Consider the following 18,791-nt stretch of genomic DNA (forward strand, 5'->3'; position numbering starts at 1 on the left):
GCTTAACTATGACAGGGCTAGAGTTCCACATCAGGCCGCAGGCTTGGTTTTTTCAGCCGCAAGCTTCTTTTCGCAGCGCAAAAGCATACCGTAAAGATCGCGTGGTTCATCAGGATCGGCTAGCAGGTCGAGTTGCTCGTAAAGGCCGGTATCCTTCAGCTTGTCGCGAACATAGCGAAGCGCCGAAAAATCTTCCGTAGCAAAGCCAACGGAATCGAACAGAGTGATCTGGCGCACATCCTTGCGGCCTTCGGCTTGACCGGTGATGACCTGCCAAAGCTCGTTGACCGGATAATCTTCCGGCAATTGCTGGATTTCGCCTTCGATACGGGTCTGCGGCGGATATTCGACAAAAATATCCGAACGCCGCAGAATATCGCTGTGCAATTCAGTCTTGCCCGGACAATCTCCACCGATTGCGTTGATATGAACGCCTGCGCCGACCATATTGTCGGTCAGAATAGTCGCATTGAGCTTGTCCGCCGTCACCGTCGTGATAATTTCCGCGCCTTCAACCACTTCTTCGACATTCTTGCAGATTACAATATTGAAACCCGCGCCCTCAAGATTGCGAACGCATTTTTCCGACGCCTGCCTGTCGATGTCGTAAAGACGCAGCCTGTCTACCCCCAGAAGAGCCTTGAAAGCCAGCGCCTGAAACTCGCTCTGCGCGCCATTGCCGATGAGCGCCATGGTGCGCGCATTCTTCGGTGCCAGATATTTGGCCGCGACAGCAGAAGTGGCGGCGGTGCGCAAGGCAGTCAGAATGGTCATTTCGGTGAGCAGCATCGGATAGCCGCTGCCGACATCGGCCAGAACGCCAAAGGCCGTAACGGTCTGCAAACCTTCACGCGTATTCTTCGGATGGCCGTTCACATACTTGAAGCCATAAAGTGTGCCGTCGCTCGTCGGCATCAGTTCAATCACGCCTTCCTTCGAGTGGGATGCGACGCGCGGTGTCTTGTCAAAGCTTTCCCAGCGGCGGAAATCCTCTTCCACATATTCGGCAAGTTCCTTCAAAAAGGTCTCGACGCCAATGGAAAGGACCAGCTTCATCATATGATCGACACTGACAAAGGGAACAATATTGAGATTGGGCTCGGTCATGATTTCTCCTAGAGCATTTCCCGCAAAAGCGTGAAACGGTTTTGCGTCAGGACAATGCGTGAAAACAAATCGATAAACGGCTGTGTTAAGCTGAAGCCGCTTCTTTAATAGCTGCGTGTCGGACGATCCATGACACTGCGACCCANCAATGCGTGAAAACAAATCGATAAACGGCTGTGTTAAGCTGAAGCCGCTTCTTTAATAGCTGCGTGTCGGACGATCCATGACACTGCGACCCAGAAGGCTCGCCATCAGGTCGACCATGATGGATGCGGTGCGTCCACGTTCATCCAGAAATGGATTGAGTTCTACCAGATCGAGGCTCGTCACCAGTTTGCTGTCGTGCAGCATTTCCATGATAAGATGCGCCTCGCGGAAAGTTGCGCCGCCCGGAACAGTCGTGCCCACGGCCGGAGCGATGGAGGGGTCGAGAAAATCAACATCAAGGCTGACATGCAGCAGCCCGTTCTCGGTCTGCACACGTTCCAGAAAACGCCGCAGCAACGCCCCGACGCCGTGCTCATCGATCAGGCGCATATCGCAAACCGACACTTTCGTTTTCTGGATTGCCGCGCGTTCCGCAGGATCAACGCTGCGAATGCCCATCATGCAGACATTATGCGGGTCAACGGCGGCGACGAGAGGCGGGAAATACCCCTCGAACCCTTTCTGGCCGGTGAAATAGGCGACCGGCGTACCGTGCAGATTGCCGCTGGCGGTTGTTTCCAGCGTATGGAAATCCGTATGCGCGTCGAGCCACAGAATAAACTGCTTGCGGCCTTTATCTGCCGCGCGCCGCGCAATTCCGGGAACGGTGCCAGCCGCCAGCAGATGATCGCCGCCGAGGAAAATGGGGAAACCTTCTTCGCTTTCGCGGTAGGCTGCCTCGCTGATCGCCTCGATCCATGCGACCGCTTCGGGCAGTGACTTGATTGCGGAGTTGGGGTGGCTTTGCGGGCGTTCGGCCGCGGGGGCCAGATTGCCAAGATCCGTAAATGCGTGGCCAAGCTCGCGGATTGCCTGCGCAATGCCGGCAGCGCGATAACCATCAGGCCCCATATTACAGCCCAAACGGCCAGTGCCTTCCTGAACCGGCAATCCCAGAATCTTGCAATGCATCAAATACGGCTCCTTTGAACTATTGGACAAGATTGACCATTTACCCTTGGCGATGTGAACCATACGGATTGGCAACTTTATCAATTTACTTTATCAAAGTGGCAGATTTATATTTCAAACTGGAGAAAACATGGATTCTCTCGATGAGAAGCTGATCACCATCCTGCGCCATAATGGCCGCCGCAGCATTTCGGATATGGCCATAGATCTTGGCGTATCGCGCGCAACCGTGCGTGCGCGTATGGAACGGCTTGAGAAAAGCAGCGATATTCTCGGCTATACGGTTATCCTGCGTTCAGACGCGGTAGACCTGCCGGTGCGCGGTATCATGATGATCGAGATAGAAGGACATGTCGCCGACCGTGTGGTCAAGGCGCTGGGGGGCTTTTCTGAAATTTCGGCGATCCACACCACCAATGGCCGCTTCGATCTGGTGGTGGAACTGGGGGCTGCGACACTTCCCGATTTTGACGCCGTGCTGCGGCGCATACGTCTGGTGTCGGGCATCAAGGCCAGTGAAACCCATCTGCTGCTCGCCACGCCGCGCTCAACACGAGCGCGGCTCTAAAATCAGAAGAAAAGGCCGGAAAAATCCGGCCTCCATTGCATTATGCGAGCATTGGATAGTCCGTATAGCCTTTAGCGCCGCCGCCATACATATTCTGCTGGTCAAGCTCGTTCAGGGGCGCATTTTCCTTGAGGCGTCTCACCAGATCGGGGTTCGCGATGAACGGCTTGCCGAAGGCAACCACATCGGCTTCTGAACTGGCGACAGCCTCTTCCGCCAATTCACGGTCATAGCCATTATTGACCATCCATGCGCCTTCCCCGCCCGCGTCGCGATAGGTCCGCTTGAGATGCGCATAGTCGAAAGGCTGCGGCCCTTGCTGGAAATCGCGCGCGCCGCCCGTGGCACCTTCGACGATGTGCACATAGGCCAGATCATATCCGGCCAGCTTTTCCACCACATAATCGAAGAGCGGCTGCGGGTCGGGGTCGGAAGCGTCATTGGCAGGCGTGACTGGCGAAAGACGAATGCCGACCTTTCCAGCACCGACTGCCTTGATGACTGCCTCCATCACCTCAAACAGGAAGCGGGCGCGGTTTTTGATCGAACCGCCATATTCGTCGTCGCGCAGATTGCTGTCCGAACGCAGGAACTGATCGATCAGATAGCCATTGGCGGCATGGATTTCGATGCCATCAAAACCGGCAGTCTCGACTGCATCCCTGGCCGCCCTGGCATAGGTTGCAACGATTTCTCCGATCTCGCTCTTTTCAAGCGCGCGCGGCTCCGATGTCGGGACAAATTCACCAGTTCCGTCTTCATGCACCAGATAGGTCTTGGCTTTGGCCGTGATAGCCGAAGGAGCGACCGGCTTCTCACCATTTGGCTGCAAGGAATAATGCGAGATACGACCCACATGCCACATCTGCGCGACGATCTTGCCGCCAGCCTTGTGCACGGCGTCGGTCACGCGTTTCCATCCGGCCAGTTGTTCCGGCGAATAGAGACCGGGCACATCGGCATAGCCTTGCCCCTGATGGCTGATCGCGGTGGCCTCCGTAATGATCAGGCCAGCACTCGCACGCTGTTCATAATAAGCGACATTGAGATCGTTCGGCACCGCCTTGGGGGAGCGGTTGCGCGTCAAGGGAGCCATGACGATACGATTCGCAAGCTTCAGTTCGCCCAGTGTGACGGGATCGAATAATGTGGTCATGGTATTTTCCTTCGGGTTGCAAGGCTGATTAAAGTTCGGAAAGTGAATTCAGGAAGGCGGCTATCGCCTCTTCATCACGTTTATAGAATGTCCATTGTCCGACGCGATGGGGCACAATCAGCCCGGCTTTCACCAGTACGGAAAGATGACCGGAAACCGTCGATTGCGAGAGTCCGCATCGCTCGAACTGGCCTGCGCACACGCCCCTCTCCACGGAAATGTGCTGGGCCGAAAAGTGTTTCTCAGGGTTCTTGAGCCAGTTGAGAATATCCAGACGTACCGGATTGGCGAGAGCTTTAAGCACCTCGTCTCTGGCTATTCTGGATTGTTCTTTCGACATCGCCGCCCTCGCTGCTCCCAACTGATACATCGTTAATTTCCGATATATGTATCGCTTGAATCCGATTAAACCACTCGCACATTCACATCCGCGTGAACGATGATCTGCAAGCTTTCTGTGGAACACCCTTTATGCCTTGATTGCGCCCTACGGGCATCCGACTATGTTCGCCATAGTGATTGCAGGACGGGAAGATACATGGCGGACGACACCAAGCGCATTGCCGGGATAATCGCGGCGGAAATCAACGCAAAGCCCGATCAGGCCATGGCGGCAATCGGCCTGCTGGATGAAGGCGCGACCGTGCCCTTCGTCGCACGCTACCGCAAGGAAGTGACCGGCGGATTGGACGACACGCAGTTGCGCCAGCTTTCCGAGCGCCTTTCCTATCTGCGCGAGCTTGAAGCGCGTCGCACTTCCATTCTCGAATCCATCCGCGGACAGGGAAAGCTCACGCCCGAACTGGAACTGAAAATCGCAAGCACCGCAACCAAGGCGGAGCTTGAAGATCTTTATCTGCCCTATAAGCCCAAGCGCCGAACACGCGCGCAAATCGCCCGCGAACGCGGCCTTGGACCGCTGGCCGAAGCGATCCTCGCCGACCGCAAGCTTGTCCCGACCGGGCTTGCCGCGCAATATGTAACCACCGATGTAGCCGATGTGAAAGCCGCCCTCGACGGCGCGCGCGACATCATCGCCGAAGGCTTCTCAGAAAATGCCGAACTTCTTGGAAATCTGCGCAGCCATCTCAAAGACAGAGCCGTGCTGCGCTCACGCGTGGTCGAGGGCAAGCAGGAGGCCGGCGCAAAATTCTCCGATTATTTCGACCATTCCGAACGCTGGGCCACCGTCGCCGGTCATCGCGCGCTTGCCATGCTGCGCGGACGCAATGAGGATTTCCTGTCGCTCGATATCGAGGTGGATGCTGACGACGCCTCCCCCGTCAAACCCGTAGAGCGCAAGATTGCCGCCGCCTATAATATAGGGGCGACGCTTCCCGGCGACCGCTGGCTGATGGAAGTTGCAGGCTGGGCATGGCGCGTGAAGCTGTCCCTTTCATTGTCGCTCGACCTGATGCGCGATCTGCGCGAACGCGCTGAAGAAGAAGCGATCAATGTCTTCGCCCGCAATCTCAAGGACCTGTTGCTGGCAGCTCCCGCCGGTTCGCGCGCTACTATGGGGCTGGATCCGGGCATCCGCACCGGCGTCAAGGTCGCTATCGTGGACGGCACCGGCAAGCTGCTCGATACCACGACCGTCTATCCCTTTCCGCCCCGCAACGATCTTCGCGGCACGCAGGCGGAACTTGCAAGCCTTGTGCGCAAGCACAAGATCGAGCTTATCGCCATCGGCAACGGCACCGGCAGCCGTGAGACGGAACGCCTTGTCATCGACATGCTTTCCGATATGCCCGCGCCGAAGCCCTTGAAGGTAATCGTATCGGAAGCGGGCGCATCGGTATATTCAGCTTCTGAAACGGCGGCGGCGGAATTTCCACAGCTCGATGTGTCGCTGCGCGGGGCGGTTTCCATCGCTCGCCGCTTGCAGGACCCATTGGCGGAACTCGTCAAGATCGAACCAAAATCCATCGGTGTCGGCCAGTATCAGCACGATGTGGACCAGGTGCGACTCGCGCGTTCGCTCGACGCCGTGGTCGAAGACGCAGTGAATGCCGTCGGCGTCGATCTCAATACGGCATCCGCTCCCCTGCTGGCGCGCGTATCAGGCCTTGGGCAATCACTGGCCGAAGCCATCGTCGCTCATCGCAATGAGGCAGGCGCGTTCAAAAACCGCAAGGAATTGTTGAAAGTCGCGCGCCTTGGCAATCGCACCTTCGAGCAATGCGCGGGCTTCCTGCGCATCGCCAATGGCATCGAACCGCTCGATGCCTCGTCCGTTCACCCCGAAGCCTATGGCGTGGCCAAGAAGATTGTCAGCGCCTGCGGGCGTGATCTGCGCGCGCTCATGGGCGACAGCGCGGCGCTCAAGGCGCTTGATCCGCGCGTCTTTGTCGATGAACGTTTCGGCCTGCCGACCGTGCGTGACATTATTGCGGAACTTGAAAAACCGGGACGTGATCCGCGACCGGGTTTCAAGACTGCCACCTTTGCCGATGGCATTGACGACATCAAGGATCTCAAACCCGGCATGATGCTGGAAGGAACCGTGACCAATGTCGCAGCCTTCGGTGCCTTCGTGGATATCGGCGTACATCAGGACGGCCTCGTCCATGTCTCGCAACTCGCCGACCGCTTCATCAAGGACCCGCATGAAGTGGTGAAAGCTGGTGATGTGGTGAAGGTGCGTGTGATGGAAGTTGACGTGCCGCGCAAGCGCATCGGCCTTTCCATGCGCAAGGATGCCGAACCCGCTCCCGCGCGTGGACCTGCAACCCGCGATCAGCGCTCGGCGAAAACCTTCATGCCCCAGCGCAAGCAGGAACAGCCGGCAACGGGTGGATTGGGCGCGGTCTTGCTCGAAGCAATGAAGAAGAAATAGAGCAGTTCCGATGACTTCACTTGAACGGAATCGCTCTAAATCTTGTTGCCGATGGGAAAGCCGGTCGAAACTTTTCGTGTCGGCATTTCCTCGGTGGGGATAATCCAGCCGTTGCGAATGGCGAGGCGCACTTCCTCGCCCTCTTCCAGCCGCATGGGATCGCGCACATCGAAATGCAGATGAATATCCGGCTTTGCTATCGGCGCGGCTTCGATGCGCGAACCGCCGCCGCGATAAACGGCTCGCTTCACGCGCACGGGGATTCCGCCGGTTTCGATCAATTGCAGATCATCCGCCCGCAGGCACAGTTTGGCATTGGCGCGTGGCATTTCCACCCCTGAACAGCGCACCTGCGCACGGCTTCCCAGCACCAGTGCTTCGCAATGGCCGCGCTCGGCAAAAGACAGCACCTCGGCTGGCAGCACCATGCCATGCGCGATAAAAGACGCGACCATTTCGCTGGCCGGTTCTTCATAGAGTTTGCGCGGCGTATCGAACTGTTGAAGCCTGCCATGGTCGAGTACCGCGATGCGGTCAGCAAGCGCCATAGCTTCCGCCTGATCGTGGGTGATGTAGATGATGGTCGTGCCGGTGCGCTTGTGGAAAGCGGCAAATTCATCTTCCATCGATGCGCGCAGATGCACATCGAGATTGGCGAGCGGTTCATCGAACAATACCAGCGAGGGTGCGGCCACCAGACAGCGTGCAAGCGCCACGCGCTGGCGCTGTCCGCCGGAAAGATTGGCCGGACGGCGTTCGCCGAAGCCTTCGAGATCGACCAGCGCCAGCGCTTCGTTCACACGACGTTCGCGCTCGGCTTTTGCTACTTTCGCGACACGCAAGCTGTAGCCGATATTCTCGGCAACGCTCATATGCGGCCAGAGAGCATAATTCTGAAAGACAATGCCCACATGCCGCTTTTCTGGTGGCACATTGCCCTGTGCATGAGAAACGCGCGCCTCGCCAATATGGATTTCGCCGCCATCCAGTTCTTCAAAACCGGCGATCAAGCGCAAAAGCGTAGTCTTGCCGCATCCGGAAGGGCCCAGAATGGCGACGAATTCGCCGTCTTTCACATCGAGCGACACTTCGGACAAGGCGGCAAAGCCGTTGAAGCTCTTGGACACACCATCGATTTTTAGTCTCGCCATGGCAGGACTCCGTTTGGCAGACGCCGCGCAAACAGATTTGTTGCAAGCATCAGTGCAAATGTCATGGCGACGACCAGAATCGATATGGCCGCCGCATAGGCGGAATCACCCGCCTGTTCGAACGAAAACATCACGACGCCCAGCGTTTCCGAACCCGACGCCCATAACAGGGCCGAAACGGTAAGTTCGCAGAAGGCGGTCATGAAAATCAAGACCCCACCTGCAAGCGTCGCTGGCGCGACCAGTGGAAATATAATGGTGCGCAACCGATAGAAAAGACCAGCCCCCGCAATCCGCGCCGCTTCTTCCATCGCACGGTCGATCTGATGAAGAGCAGCAACTGTCGGCCGCAGTGCCAGCACGAAAAACCGGGCCAGATAGGCAAACAGGATGATCCAGATCGTATTGTATAGGCTGACACCCAGAACCGGCAGCGGTTTTAAGAACATCAGCAGGCAGGCAATCGCCAAAACAACACCCGGCAAAGCATAGGGCAGTTCCACGGCAAAATTGAAGATGGGGGTCCAGCGCCGCTTGCGCCAGGCCAGCATATAGGCCAGCGGAACGGCAAGCAGGCTCGCAAAGAGTGCGGCTGCCAAAGAAAGCATGATGCTGTTGCTGAAAGCACGCGCGGAAGCTCCATGCTCCAGAAGCACGAAGCGAAAATTTTCAAGCGTCGCGGTGGCGAAATTCAGCGGTACGCCATAGGCAGGAACCAGCGCCGAAAGCGTGAGCCCGATAACAGGCAATACCAGCACGATCACGATCAGGAGCCAAGCCGCAGCTTCCGCCACCAGCCGAAAGCGGCCAAGCGCAAAAGGCGCCGCAGGCAATGAAGTGGATACGATACGAAAATCGCGTCTGCGCGCAATGAAATCCTGTGCCGCAATACCCGCCATGGCGATAAGTCCGATCAACACCGATAGTACCGCGACGCTCGAAAGCACCGTCGGCCCGCCGCCCGCGAGCCGCTGGTAAATCAATGTCGGCAGAACCAGATAATTCGACGGGATACCAAGGAAAGCCGGAATGCCGAAATTGCCAACACAGGAAACGAAAGCCAATGCCGCCGCACCGATGATGGAAGGTGTCATCAAAGGCAAAATGATCGTACGCAGCACCGTCCATTTGCCGGCGCCAGCGCTCAGGCCAGCCTCGACCAGTTCTCGCGGCAGCTTGCGCAGCCCTGCCCGGACGATCAGAAAGACCAGCGGTCCATATTGCACGCCCAGCAACAGGATAATGCCCCAGACCGAATAAAGCGGATTGCGGCTGCCAAGCGGTGGGGCCATGCCAAGAAGCTTCAGAAACTGGCTTGAAGGCCCAAAAAGTTGAAGCCATGCCAGCGCCGTCACCTGAGGCGCGATCATGAGCGGCACGACGTAGAACAGAACGAAGGCATTACGCCCGCGCATATCGGTAAGACCGACCAGCAGCGCTGCCGCGATCCCGAACGCCAGCGCCAGCAAGGTACCGCCGATCCCGATCTGCAAGGAATGCCATGTCGCCACCCATGTCGAGCGGCTGCCCAGCGTCTCTACCAGAACCGAAGCAGAGGGCTTGCCCTGCGGTGCCACAAGCTCGACGAGCAGCCGCACCATCGGCAACAGCGACAACACGGCCACGACCAGGGTTACACCAATAATCAGGGCCGCATCGCGGCCCTGAACATCTCGAAACATGCGCATCAAAACGCCTTGCATTATCCGCCGAAGACTTCAGAAAACTGCTTCTTGTCCGCGTCCGTTTCCTGCAAGACCTTCTGCGTATCGATCGGCATGATCTTGATTTTGGTGCCTTCCGGCAACCAGCTCGGACGGCCCACGCTTTCCTTGGCCGGCAGATAGCCCTGTTCGAGCGCCAGCTTCTGGCCGTCATCGGAAAGGATGAAATCAACGAACTTCTTCGCGCCCTCGACATTTTTGGCGGTTGCCATGATGGCGACCGGCTCGGTGACGGCAGGCACGCCTTCTGTCGGGAACACGAACTCGACCGGCGAACCCTTGGCCTTGGCATTAAGCGCCATGAAATCCACAAGGATTCCGTAAGGCTTTTCGCCGCTGGCAACGGATTTCAGCACCGCGCCATTGCCGCGCACGCTGGCAAGCTCGTTTTCTTTCAACTGCTTGAAGTAATCCCAGCCCAGATCGGCATTGAGTGCAAAGCCGCTCAGAAGATAGGCGGCAGCGCCCGAATAAAGCGGGCTCGGCATTACAACCTGTCCCTTATATTCGGCCTTGGTGAGATCAGCCCAATGTTCGGGCTTCTGCTCGGCAGCCGTATTATAGGCAATGCCTGTGGTGATGAGCTTGGAGCCGAAATAGGTCTTGTCTGCATCATAGGAATCAGCAGCAAAACCGTCCAGATTGGCTTCCGGATAGGCAAGCAGGCGCTTGTCTTTCTTGAGCCCTTCCATCGTCACCGCATCGGCAATGAGCAGCACATCCGGCTGCGGCGCACCGGCGGAGAATTCGGCGGCGAGCTTGGTAAGCAGATCGCTGGTGCCGGAGCGGAAAATCTGTACTTCGGTATCGGGATTTACCTTGCGGAAAGCCTCGACGGTCCTGGTCGCATCGGCTTCGGGCTGCGAGGTATACAGCATCAGCGTATCGGCCTGCGCTACGGCAACGGACAGCGCAAGCAGTGCGGAAATGGCACCGGCCTTCTTGAGCATCTTGTTCATGGGATTTACTCCTCGAATGTCTTTGTAATTGCGCGTAACGTGCTCTGCTGCACCGGCATGACTGTGCTGCATGCGAACCGAAAGGGTGCAAATGCTGTCATAACGAGAAGCACGATCATTCCTGTTCATGGCCCACCTGTCAAACATCTCTCGTGTGAGCGTTGCTGAAAATCACAGATCGGATTTCCCGCAGACGCCACGCCCAAAATCCAGCCTGGCGCCAGAAAGAAATGCCCTTCCGGCAGAACCACGCTTCTGCGGAAAGGCACTTATCAACTCACTGGATGATATGCCAGCCCGCCGCATCTCTCCGGATCGTCCGATGAGATGCGGATGCCATAACGGAACTGAGCTTCAGTTATATGACAGGGGCAGGAACGTCAGATAATAATTTCGGCTACATGCGCGATCTGCGCACCCACTTCATAATAGGCCTCGCGTAAACCGCGCAAATTCTGCTCTTTGGGATCGCTCACAGGCAAGGGCAGATCGGCTTCTGTGATCTCGCCGGAAACCAGTTGCGCCAGATACTTGCCGAATACCGTGCCAGGCGCGATGCCGCGCCCGTTATAGCCGGAAAAGCCAACCACATTGCGCCCCAGCCGGTGGTATTTGGGCAGGCTGTCATTGGTCATGCCAATCTTGCCATACCATTCGGCTTCAAATTCCACATTGCCCATCTGCGGAAACAGGCGTTTGAGCGATTTCTTTGCCCATGCGCGATGCACGCCCGCGCCGGTATTGCGCAGCGCGCCAACACTTCCGAAAACCAGACGGCCCTGTTGGTCAAACCGGAAGGAAGACAGGACTTCCTTGGTGTCCCAAACGCCCTGACGTTCCGGCAGAATACTTCTTTTCAGATTGTCAGAAAGCGGCTTTGTCGCCATGTTGAAATAAGGCAGATGCACCAATTCAGCACGCACCTCTGCCCAGGGCGCATTGGTATAGGCATTGGTCGCAACGACAACCCAGTCAGCGCGCACCGATCCCCTAGCAGTCTTTACCACCCATTTGCCATTTTCCTCGCTCGCGCCGACGACGGGGCTGCCGGTATAAACCTGCGCGCCTGCCGCAATGGCGGCATGGGCCAGACCGCGTACATAGGCCAGCGGCTGGATCGTACCGGCGCGCAAATCAAGCAGCGAGCCGGTATAGGCTTTCGTACCCAACTTGGCTTCGGTTTCCCTCGCATCGAGCAGCTTCACATCGGCGCCGCGCCGCGCCCACTGCTCGTAGCGATTTTCAATATCCTTCACGCCCTTCGCACCGACCGCGCAATGCAGCGTACCTTGCTTTTCCACTTCGCAGGCAATCTTGTGCTTCTCGATAATCTCGAAAACCAGCTTCGGCGCATTGCCGAGCACATCGAGAAGACGGTCGCCATATTTCTGACCGAGCACTCCCGGCAGATCGTCGGGCATGACCCACATGCCTGCATTGACGAGGCCGACATTGCGCCCCGATCCGCCATAGCCGATCTCAATACCTTCCAGAACAATGGCCTTCACACCCTTTTCCGCCAGATGCAGCGCGGTGGAAAGGCCCGTGAAGCCGCCGCCGACAATCACGACATCCCCTGTCATGTCGCCTTGCAGTGCAGCTGTGTTTGGGGCGGCGGGTGCGGTCTTTTCCCAAAGGCCGTGAGAACGCGGATCATTCAACATCGTCAGCAATCACTTCATATTTTATTGGCAAAGGACCGATCATGTCGGCGTCATATCTATTTCACGTTGCTCCATCGGCTTGGACAGCAATATTTGCGCAACAGCTCATTCCGGTTCGGAATGAACCAGCCCGAAATAGTCCGTATTGCCCACCTGTCCGGCAATCCATTGGCAGAATACCTGTGTCAACGGATTTTCAAGCTTTCCTTCCGGCACGACAAGATAATAATCATTCTCGGTACGCATGGGCTTCTCAAACAGCCGCACCAATTCGCCATTACGCAATTCCTGCTCGATCAGGTAAAGCGGCAAGAGAGCAAAGCCGAGGCCCGCGACAGTCGCCCCGATTACCATGGAAAACTGCTCAAAACGATGGCCGCGATAAGCGGATTTTCCTTCCACGCCGCAGCTTTCAAACCATTGCGCCCACATTTTCGGACGCGTCGCCAAATGCAGCAGCGGCTGGTCCTCAAGCTCATCAGGCTGCGACGGTTGCTGTGTCTTCAATAGGTTTGGGCTTGCCACCGGCACAATCACTTCACTGCATAAGAAGGTGCAGGTCGCATGCGCCCAGACCGGCTGTCCATAGTGAATGGCAAGATCGAAAGGCTGCTCCTCAAAGTCGAACACGCCTGAGCGTGAGGCGACATTGAGCGCTGTGCCGGGATGTTTGTCGACAAAATCCGGAATGCGCGGCATCAGCCAGCGTGTGCCGAAAGTTGGCAATGTCGCGATGCTGAAAGACGATGTCGATTGCGCGGACGCCATGGCGCGCAACATCGTATCTTCTGTCTGGTTGAGAAGGCGGCGAACTTCCGGCAGGAACTTGCGGCCCGCATCAGACAAAAGGATGCGCTGGCGAATGCGCTCGAAAAGCAGCACGCCGAGCTGACTTTCAAGGTCCTTGATCTGGCGGCTGACGGCGCTCTGGGTAAGATTGAGCTCATGAGCTGCCTGCGTGAAGCTGCCATGGCGTGCGGCACATTCAAATGCCTGTAGCGTGGCGATATCCGGGATCAGTCTCCTGCTCAGCTTCATTCCATTCTCGCATTAACATAGTTGCGTTCGTCGCGATCATAATCGCAAAACCGCTGATATGATACATTTTCATCATAATCTAGGTATGTTCCTCCCCGCAAATGGCATGCCATCCTCAAGATGAACAAAATTCTACGAAAGCTTTCGCAATGAACGCGCATAAATTCGTTTCGCCCGACGCCATTCGCTCTGCTTTTTCGGCAGCAATGTCGGCCATGTACAAACAGGAAGTACCCGCCTATGGCACATTGATGGGCCTCGTCGCGGATGTAAATACCAGAGTGCTGCAAGAAGACAGCTATCTGCATGAGCGCCTGTCGGAGACTGATTCGCTTGAGCGCATCTCCGAAGAACGCCATGGCGCAATCCGCCTTGGCACAGCAGCGGAACTTGCCATGATGCGCCGCGTTTTTGCCGTGATGGGCATGTTCCCGGTCGGCTATTACGATCTGAGTGCAGCCGGTGTTCCGGTTCATTCCACCGCATTCCGCCCGGTTGACGACGCCGCACTGAAACGCAATCCGTTCCGCGTTTTCACGTCGCTTCTGCGTCTTGATCTGATCACTGATGAAAAACTGCGCAGGGAATCGGAAGAAGTCCTTTCCCAGCGCAATATTTTTACGCCGGGCGCGATTACGCTGGTCGAGAAGGCGGAAGCCGCAGGCGGTCTTGGCGAGGAAGACGCCAGAGCCTTCGTCGCAGAAGTTCTGGAAACCTTCCGCTGGCATGATCGTGCTAATGTCAGTACGGATCTCTATCATCGCCTGCACGATGCGCACCGCCTGATTGCTGATGTTGTCTCGTTCAAGGGGCCGCACATCAATCATCTGACCCCGCGCACCCTCGATATCGACGCCGTTCAGGCGCAAATGCCGGAACGCGACATCAATCCAAAGGCTGTCGTCGAAGGCCCGCCAACTCGCAAATGCCCGATCCTTCTGCGTCAGACCTCTTTCAAGGCGCTCGAAGAAGAAGTATCCTTCATCGGCGAAGATGGCCAGTGGGTGCCCGGCTCGCATACGGCCCGTTTTGGCGAAATCGAACAGCGCGGCGTAGCGCTTACGCCCAAGGGCCGCGCACTTTATGACAAGCTTCTCAACGACACGCGCGCCATCCTCCGCCCGGCCCCCGACGGCTCCAACGCGAGCCAATATGTGAAGGCGCTTGGCGACACTTTCTCGGCGTTCCCGGATAATTGGGCCGATATTCGCGTGCAAGGTCTTGGCTATTTTGCCTATTCAGTGAAAAATGCCACCATGCTTGCAGCTTTCAAGCCCAATACCAATATTGAAACTCTGATAGAAGCGGGTGCCGTCCAGTTCGATCCCATAACTTATGAAGACTTTCTGCCGGTCAGTGCTGCCGGTATATTCCAGTCCAATCTGGGCGATAACGATGCACAGGATTTTGTCGAAAGCCCTAACCAAAAGCGTTTCGAGGAGAATCTCGGCGTTAGGGTGCTCAATGAATTTGAGCACTATGCCCGCATCGAACGCGAATCGATAGAAGCCGTACAGTTCCGTATGAGCGGGCTTGAAGCCGCTGAATAAATTAGAGCGCATCCCGAAAAGTGTGAAGCGGTTTTCGGATAAGATGCGCATTAAACAAAAAGGTAGAGTGTCGATCTGATTCAACCAGATCGACACTCTAAAAGCAGAGAGGAAAGTCATGAACACTGCTGTCAGAAAAATCGATGTGAAGAAGGAAGCCGCAGAGCTTCTTACGAAGCTCGGCGTCGATGCTGCCATCTATACGGGCGGTGATCTCGCCGGTTTCAGCCCGGTTTCGGGCGAACAGATCGCGGCGATCAAATCGCACAGCAAAGACGACGCAGAAAAGATCATCGCGAAGGCTGATGAAGCTTTCCGCACATGGCGCACCGTTCCGGCACCAAGGCGCGGTGAACTCATTCGCCTGCTCGGTGAAGAACTGCGGGCCTCCAAGGACGATCTTGGCCGCCTTGTTTCGCTCGAAGCAGGCAAGATTCCGTCGGAAGGTTTAGGCGAAGTCCAGGAAATGATCGATATCTGCGATTTCGCAGTCGGTCTTTCCCGCCAGCTTTACGGTCTCACCATCGCAACCGAACGCCCCGGCCACCGCATGATGGAAACCTGGCATCCGCTGGGCGTGGTCGGCGTGATCTCGGCATTCAACTTCCCCGTCGCCGTTTGGTCGTGGAACACCGCACTTGCAATCGTCTGCGGCAATACGGTCGTCTGGAAGCCATCAGAGAAGTCGCTGCTGACAGCTCTTGCCTGCGATGCGATCTTCAAGCGTGCGCTCAAGCGCTTCGGCGATGCGCCGGAAGCCATTTCGCAGGTTCTTCTCGGCGACCGCGAAATTGGTGAAGTGCTGGTTGACAGCCCGAAAGTACCGCTGGTTTCGGCCACTGGTTCGACCCGCATGGGGCGCGAAGTCGGCCCACGCATTGCCAGGCGTTTCGCTCGGGCGATTCTCGAACTGGGCGGCAACAATGCCGGTATCGTCTGCCCGTCAGCCGATCTCGACATGGCGCTGCGTGCGATTGCCTTCGGTGCCATGGGAACTGCTGGTCAGCGCTGCACCACGATGCGCCGTCTTTTCGTACATGAGAGCGTCTATGACGCGCTGGTTCCGCGCCTACAAAAAGCCTATGCCAGCGTTTCCATCGGCTCGCCGCTTGAAACCAGCGCTCTGGTCGGCCCACTGATCGACAAGGCCGCTTTCGACAATATGCAGAAGGCTTTGCAAGATGCTTCGGCTCACGGCGGCAAGGTTCAGGGCGGCGAGCGCGTTGATGCCGGCTATGAAAACGCCTATTATGTGCGCCCGGCCATCGTGGAAATGCCAAAGCAGGAAGGCCCTGTTCTCGAAGAAACCTTCGCGCCAATTCTCTACGTTATGAAATATTCCAATTTTGATGACGTTCTGGCGCAACACAATGCTGTTGGCGCGGGTCTTTCATCCTCTATCTTCACTCTTAACCTTCAGGAAGCGGAGCGTTTCCTGTCGGTTGAAGGTTCGGACTGCGGCATAGCCAATGTCAATATCGGTACTTCCGGCGCTGAAATCGGCGGCGCGTTCGGCGGAGAAAAAGAAACGGGCGGCGGTCGTGAATCAGGCTCGGATGCGTGGAAGGGCTATATGCGCCGCGCAACCAATACAATCAACTATTCCAAGGCCCTGCCGCTCGCTCAGGGCGTATCCTTCGACATTGATTGATCGTCATAAGACCAAAGAAAAACCCCGCGATCTGCGGGGTTTTTTTGTGACCGCTATTTCAGCCCATGCGTTCGGAGGCGAACGAACCGGGTGAAGCGGGAAATACGACCGTCCGATTGCCATTGACGAATGAGCGATGGTGAATATGAGCATGGACGGCACGCGCGAGCACCTGCGCTTCGACGTCGCGACCGATGGAAACATAATCGGCAGCGCTCTGCGCATGGGTGACGCGCGCAACATCCTGCTCGATAATCGGGCCTTCATCAAGATCGGCGGTGACGTAATGGGCTGTCGCGCCAATCAGTTTCACGCCGCGCTCATAGGCTTGCTTATAGGGATTGGCACCCTTGAAGGACGGCAGGAAAGAGTGATGTATATTGATGATGCGACCCGACATTTTCTGGCAAAGCTGGTCGGAGAGAACCTGCATGTAACGCGCCAGCACCACCAGTTCCGTATCTGTTTGGTCGACGATATCCAGTAGCCGCTGCTCGGCTTCCGGCTTGTTGGCCTTGGTCACGGCGATATGATGAAATGGAATATCGTGGTTCACCACGACCTTCTGGTAATCGAAATGATTAGACACCACACCGACGATATCAATGGGCAGTGCGCCGATCTTCCAGCGATAGAGCAGATCGTTGAGGCAATGCCCGAAGCGTGACACCATCAAAAGCGTCTTGGTGCGATGGGCACTGTCATGGAAATCGAATTCCATCTCGAAGGGAGCTGCGACAGGTGTAAAACCTTCGCGCAGGACATCCAGCGCCACCCCCTCTTCGGAAATGAAACTGACGCGCATGAAAAAGCGGCCCGTATCCAGATCGTCAAACTGGGCGCTGTCGACAATATTGCAACCTTTCCCGGCCAGATAACCGGAAATGGCGGCGACAATACCGCGCGTGGACTTGCAGGTGACGGTCAGGACAAAGTTATGCATCGGACTTCCTCTATTTCGCAGGCACAACCACATTGCGCTTTCTACTGCACGACGCGGCGCCAGCCATGCCAGAATGCGTAATGCACTGACCGGATTGCGCTATCAAGTTGGATTGCAAGAAAGATACCCAAATTAGGAAAATGTCCGGCTTTTCTTAGCAGGCGGCCTGTTTCGCTCCCGAAAGCCACGTCGCCCTGACAAACAGACCATCATCGAGATGCACCGCGTCCATCCGCATCCCGGATCGCAACAGGCCGCGGTCCTCAAGGCGCAGATACCGCGCCGGATAAAGGCTTGCCATTCGCACGGCTTCGGGGAGCGTCAGTTCCAGTTCGGCAACCCCGAAACGCACGGCGGATGCCATATCGAGATCGGAACCGGCAATAGTGCCGTCCGAAAGTATCAGCTTGGAACAAACACCACCCGGAACGCGCAGGACCGAACGGCCATTGATTTGAAAACCTGCCGTATCGGAGCCGACCAGCGCCATGGCGTCAGTGACGAAGAACAGATGCGCACCGCCGCGTTTGGCACGCAGCGCAAGCCGCAGCACCATCGGATCGACATGATGGCCATCGGCAATAATACCGCACCAGACACCCGGATGATCGAGCGCAGCCCCGGCCAGTCCCGGCGCGCGATGGCCGATCTGGCTCATCGCATTGAAAAGATGCGTCACACTGCGCGCGCCCGCATCGAACAGTTTGATTGCCTGTTCCGCCGTCGCATCACTGTGGCCGATACTGACGATCACTCCCGCGTCAGACAGACGGCGCACCTGTTCCGGTGTCACCTGTTCCGCTGCGATCGTGAGAAGCAATGTGCCAATCTGTTCGACCGTATGGATATAAAGCGCAATATCAGCCTCATCGACAGGCCGCATCAATTCTGCCAGATGCGCACCTTTACGCGCAGGCGCCAGATGCGGTCCCTCCAGATGCAGGCCAATGATGCCATTATCTGTTTTCACGGCCTCGACCGCTGCTTCAATGGTCCGGTCCCGAACCGGCCCCGTATCGGTAATCAGCGTAGGCAGGAGACCCGTCGTGCCATATTTACGATGCGCTTGCGCCATCGCAAACATTGTCTCGGGCGTGGGCAGATCGTTGAGCATGAATCCGCCACCGCCATTGACCTGCGCGTCGATAAAGCCCGGAGCCAGGACACCGCCGTCAAGCCGCAGCACATCATAGCCTTTGCCAATGGCTGTTTCCGGCACGATCGCCTCGACCCGGCCCTCGCTGAACATAAGCGCGCTTGCATCATGGAACCGTTCGCCATCGAAAATGCGCGCGCCTGTGATTGCGGTCTTGTCTTTCATA

General features: G+C 56.8%; 15 protein-coding genes. 4 read left to right on the forward strand and 11 right to left on the reverse strand.

Annotation, left to right across the window (positions count from 1 at the left end):
* Positions 1-30 precede the first annotated feature (30 nt).
* Together KUG47_RS11300 and rocF are read right to left on the reverse strand one after the other, a co-directional pair.
* A complete protein-coding gene (locus tag KUG47_RS11300; protein ID WP_217678063.1) occupies positions 31-1,107 on the reverse strand; it encodes an ornithine cyclodeaminase in 1,077 nt (358 codons plus the stop codon).
* Positions 1,108-1,305: 198 nt separating this feature from the next.
* On the reverse strand, positions 1,306-2,226 hold the full coding sequence (rocF, locus tag KUG47_RS11305) for an arginase (protein WP_217678064.1): 921 nt from the start codon (positions 2,224-2,226) through the stop codon (positions 1,306-1,308).
* 130 nt (positions 2,227-2,356) lie between these two features.
* On the opposite strand from rocF, the gene KUG47_RS11310 reads away from it, so the two are divergent.
* On the forward strand, positions 2,357-2,794 hold the full coding sequence (locus KUG47_RS11310; RefSeq protein WP_217678065.1) for an Lrp/AsnC family transcriptional regulator: 438 nt from the start codon (positions 2,357-2,359) through the stop codon (positions 2,792-2,794).
* Positions 2,795-2,834: 40 nt separating this feature from the next.
* Here KUG47_RS11310 and KUG47_RS11315 read toward each other — a convergent pair whose 3' ends face one another.
* Positions 2,835-3,950 carry an alkene reductase gene (locus KUG47_RS11315; protein WP_217678066.1) on the reverse strand — a complete coding sequence of 372 codons (1,116 nt, stop codon included), beginning with the start codon at positions 3,948-3,950 and terminating at the stop codon, positions 2,835-2,837.
* A 28-nt stretch (positions 3,951-3,978) separates the two neighbouring features.
* Positions 3,979-4,290 carry an ArsR/SmtB family transcription factor gene (locus tag KUG47_RS11320; protein ID WP_217678181.1) on the reverse strand — a complete coding sequence of 104 codons (312 nt, stop codon included), beginning with the start codon at positions 4,288-4,290 and terminating at the stop codon, positions 3,979-3,981.
* Between the two features lie 198 nt (positions 4,291-4,488).
* Here KUG47_RS11320 and KUG47_RS11325 point away from each other — a divergent pair, with 198 nt between their 5' ends.
* The gene (locus tag KUG47_RS11325; RefSeq protein WP_217678067.1) at positions 4,489-6,789 is read left to right on the forward strand and encodes a Tex family protein; all 2,301 of its coding nucleotides are present in this window, start codon (positions 4,489-4,491) and stop codon (positions 6,787-6,789) included.
* Between the two features lie 35 nt (positions 6,790-6,824).
* On the opposite strand, the gene KUG47_RS11330 is transcribed toward KUG47_RS11325, so the two are convergent.
* The 5 genes from KUG47_RS11330 to KUG47_RS11350 all read right to left on the reverse strand — a co-directional run bounded on the left by KUG47_RS11330 (position 6,825) and on the right by KUG47_RS11350 (position 13,325).
* Positions 6,825-7,940, reverse strand: coding sequence for an ABC transporter ATP-binding protein (locus KUG47_RS11330; RefSeq protein WP_217678068.1), 1,116 nt, complete (start codon positions 7,938-7,940; stop codon positions 6,825-6,827).
* The gene (locus KUG47_RS11335) at positions 7,928-9,628 is read right to left on the reverse strand and encodes an ABC transporter permease (protein ID WP_217678069.1); all 1,701 of its coding nucleotides are present in this window, start codon (positions 9,626-9,628) and stop codon (positions 7,928-7,930) included. The genes KUG47_RS11330 and KUG47_RS11335 overlap by 13 nt, the downstream gene beginning before the upstream one ends.
* 14 nt (positions 9,629-9,642) lie before the next feature.
* Entirely contained in the window at positions 9,643-10,623 is a 981-nt protein-coding gene (locus KUG47_RS11340) for an ABC transporter substrate-binding protein (protein WP_217678070.1), read from the reverse strand.
* Between the two features lie 380 nt (positions 10,624-11,003).
* On the reverse strand, positions 11,004-12,287 hold the full coding sequence (locus KUG47_RS11345; RefSeq protein ID WP_217678071.1) for an NAD(P)/FAD-dependent oxidoreductase: 1,284 nt from the start codon (positions 12,285-12,287) through the stop codon (positions 11,004-11,006).
* Between the two features lie 105 nt (positions 12,288-12,392).
* Positions 12,393-13,325 carry a LysR family transcriptional regulator gene (locus KUG47_RS11350; protein ID WP_217678072.1) on the reverse strand — a complete coding sequence of 311 codons (933 nt, stop codon included), beginning with the start codon at positions 13,323-13,325 and terminating at the stop codon, positions 12,393-12,395.
* Positions 13,326-13,474: 149 nt separating this feature from the next.
* On the opposite strand from KUG47_RS11350, the gene hglS reads away from it, so the two are divergent.
* Entirely contained in the window at positions 13,475-14,875 is a 1,401-nt protein-coding gene (gene hglS, locus KUG47_RS11355) for a 2-oxoadipate dioxygenase/decarboxylase HglS (protein ID WP_217678073.1), read from the forward strand.
* Positions 14,876-14,993: 118 nt separating this feature from the next.
* Positions 14,994-16,526: an L-piperidine-6-carboxylate dehydrogenase gene (gene amaB, locus KUG47_RS11360; RefSeq protein ID WP_217678074.1), complete on the forward strand. Its 1,533-nt coding sequence runs from the start codon at positions 14,994-14,996 to the stop codon at positions 16,524-16,526.
* Positions 16,527-16,584: 58 nt separating this feature from the next.
* Here amaB and purU read toward each other — a convergent pair whose 3' ends face one another.
* Both purU and nagA read right to left on the reverse strand, forming a co-directional pair.
* Positions 16,585-17,469 (reverse strand): formyltetrahydrofolate deformylase, encoded by an 885-nt coding sequence (gene purU / locus KUG47_RS11365; protein ID WP_217678075.1) that lies wholly within the window; start codon positions 17,467-17,469, stop codon positions 16,585-16,587.
* Positions 17,470-17,623: 154 nt separating this feature from the next.
* Positions 17,624-18,790, reverse strand: coding sequence for an N-acetylglucosamine-6-phosphate deacetylase (nagA, locus tag KUG47_RS11370; RefSeq protein WP_217678076.1), 1,167 nt, complete (start codon positions 18,788-18,790; stop codon positions 17,624-17,626).
* Between the last annotated feature and the right edge of the window lies 1 nt (position 18,791).

The sequence above is a fragment of the Falsochrobactrum tianjinense genome (genome assembly GCF_019100495.1).
Lineage (GTDB): Bacteria > Pseudomonadota > Alphaproteobacteria > Rhizobiales > Rhizobiaceae > Brucella > Brucella tianjinense.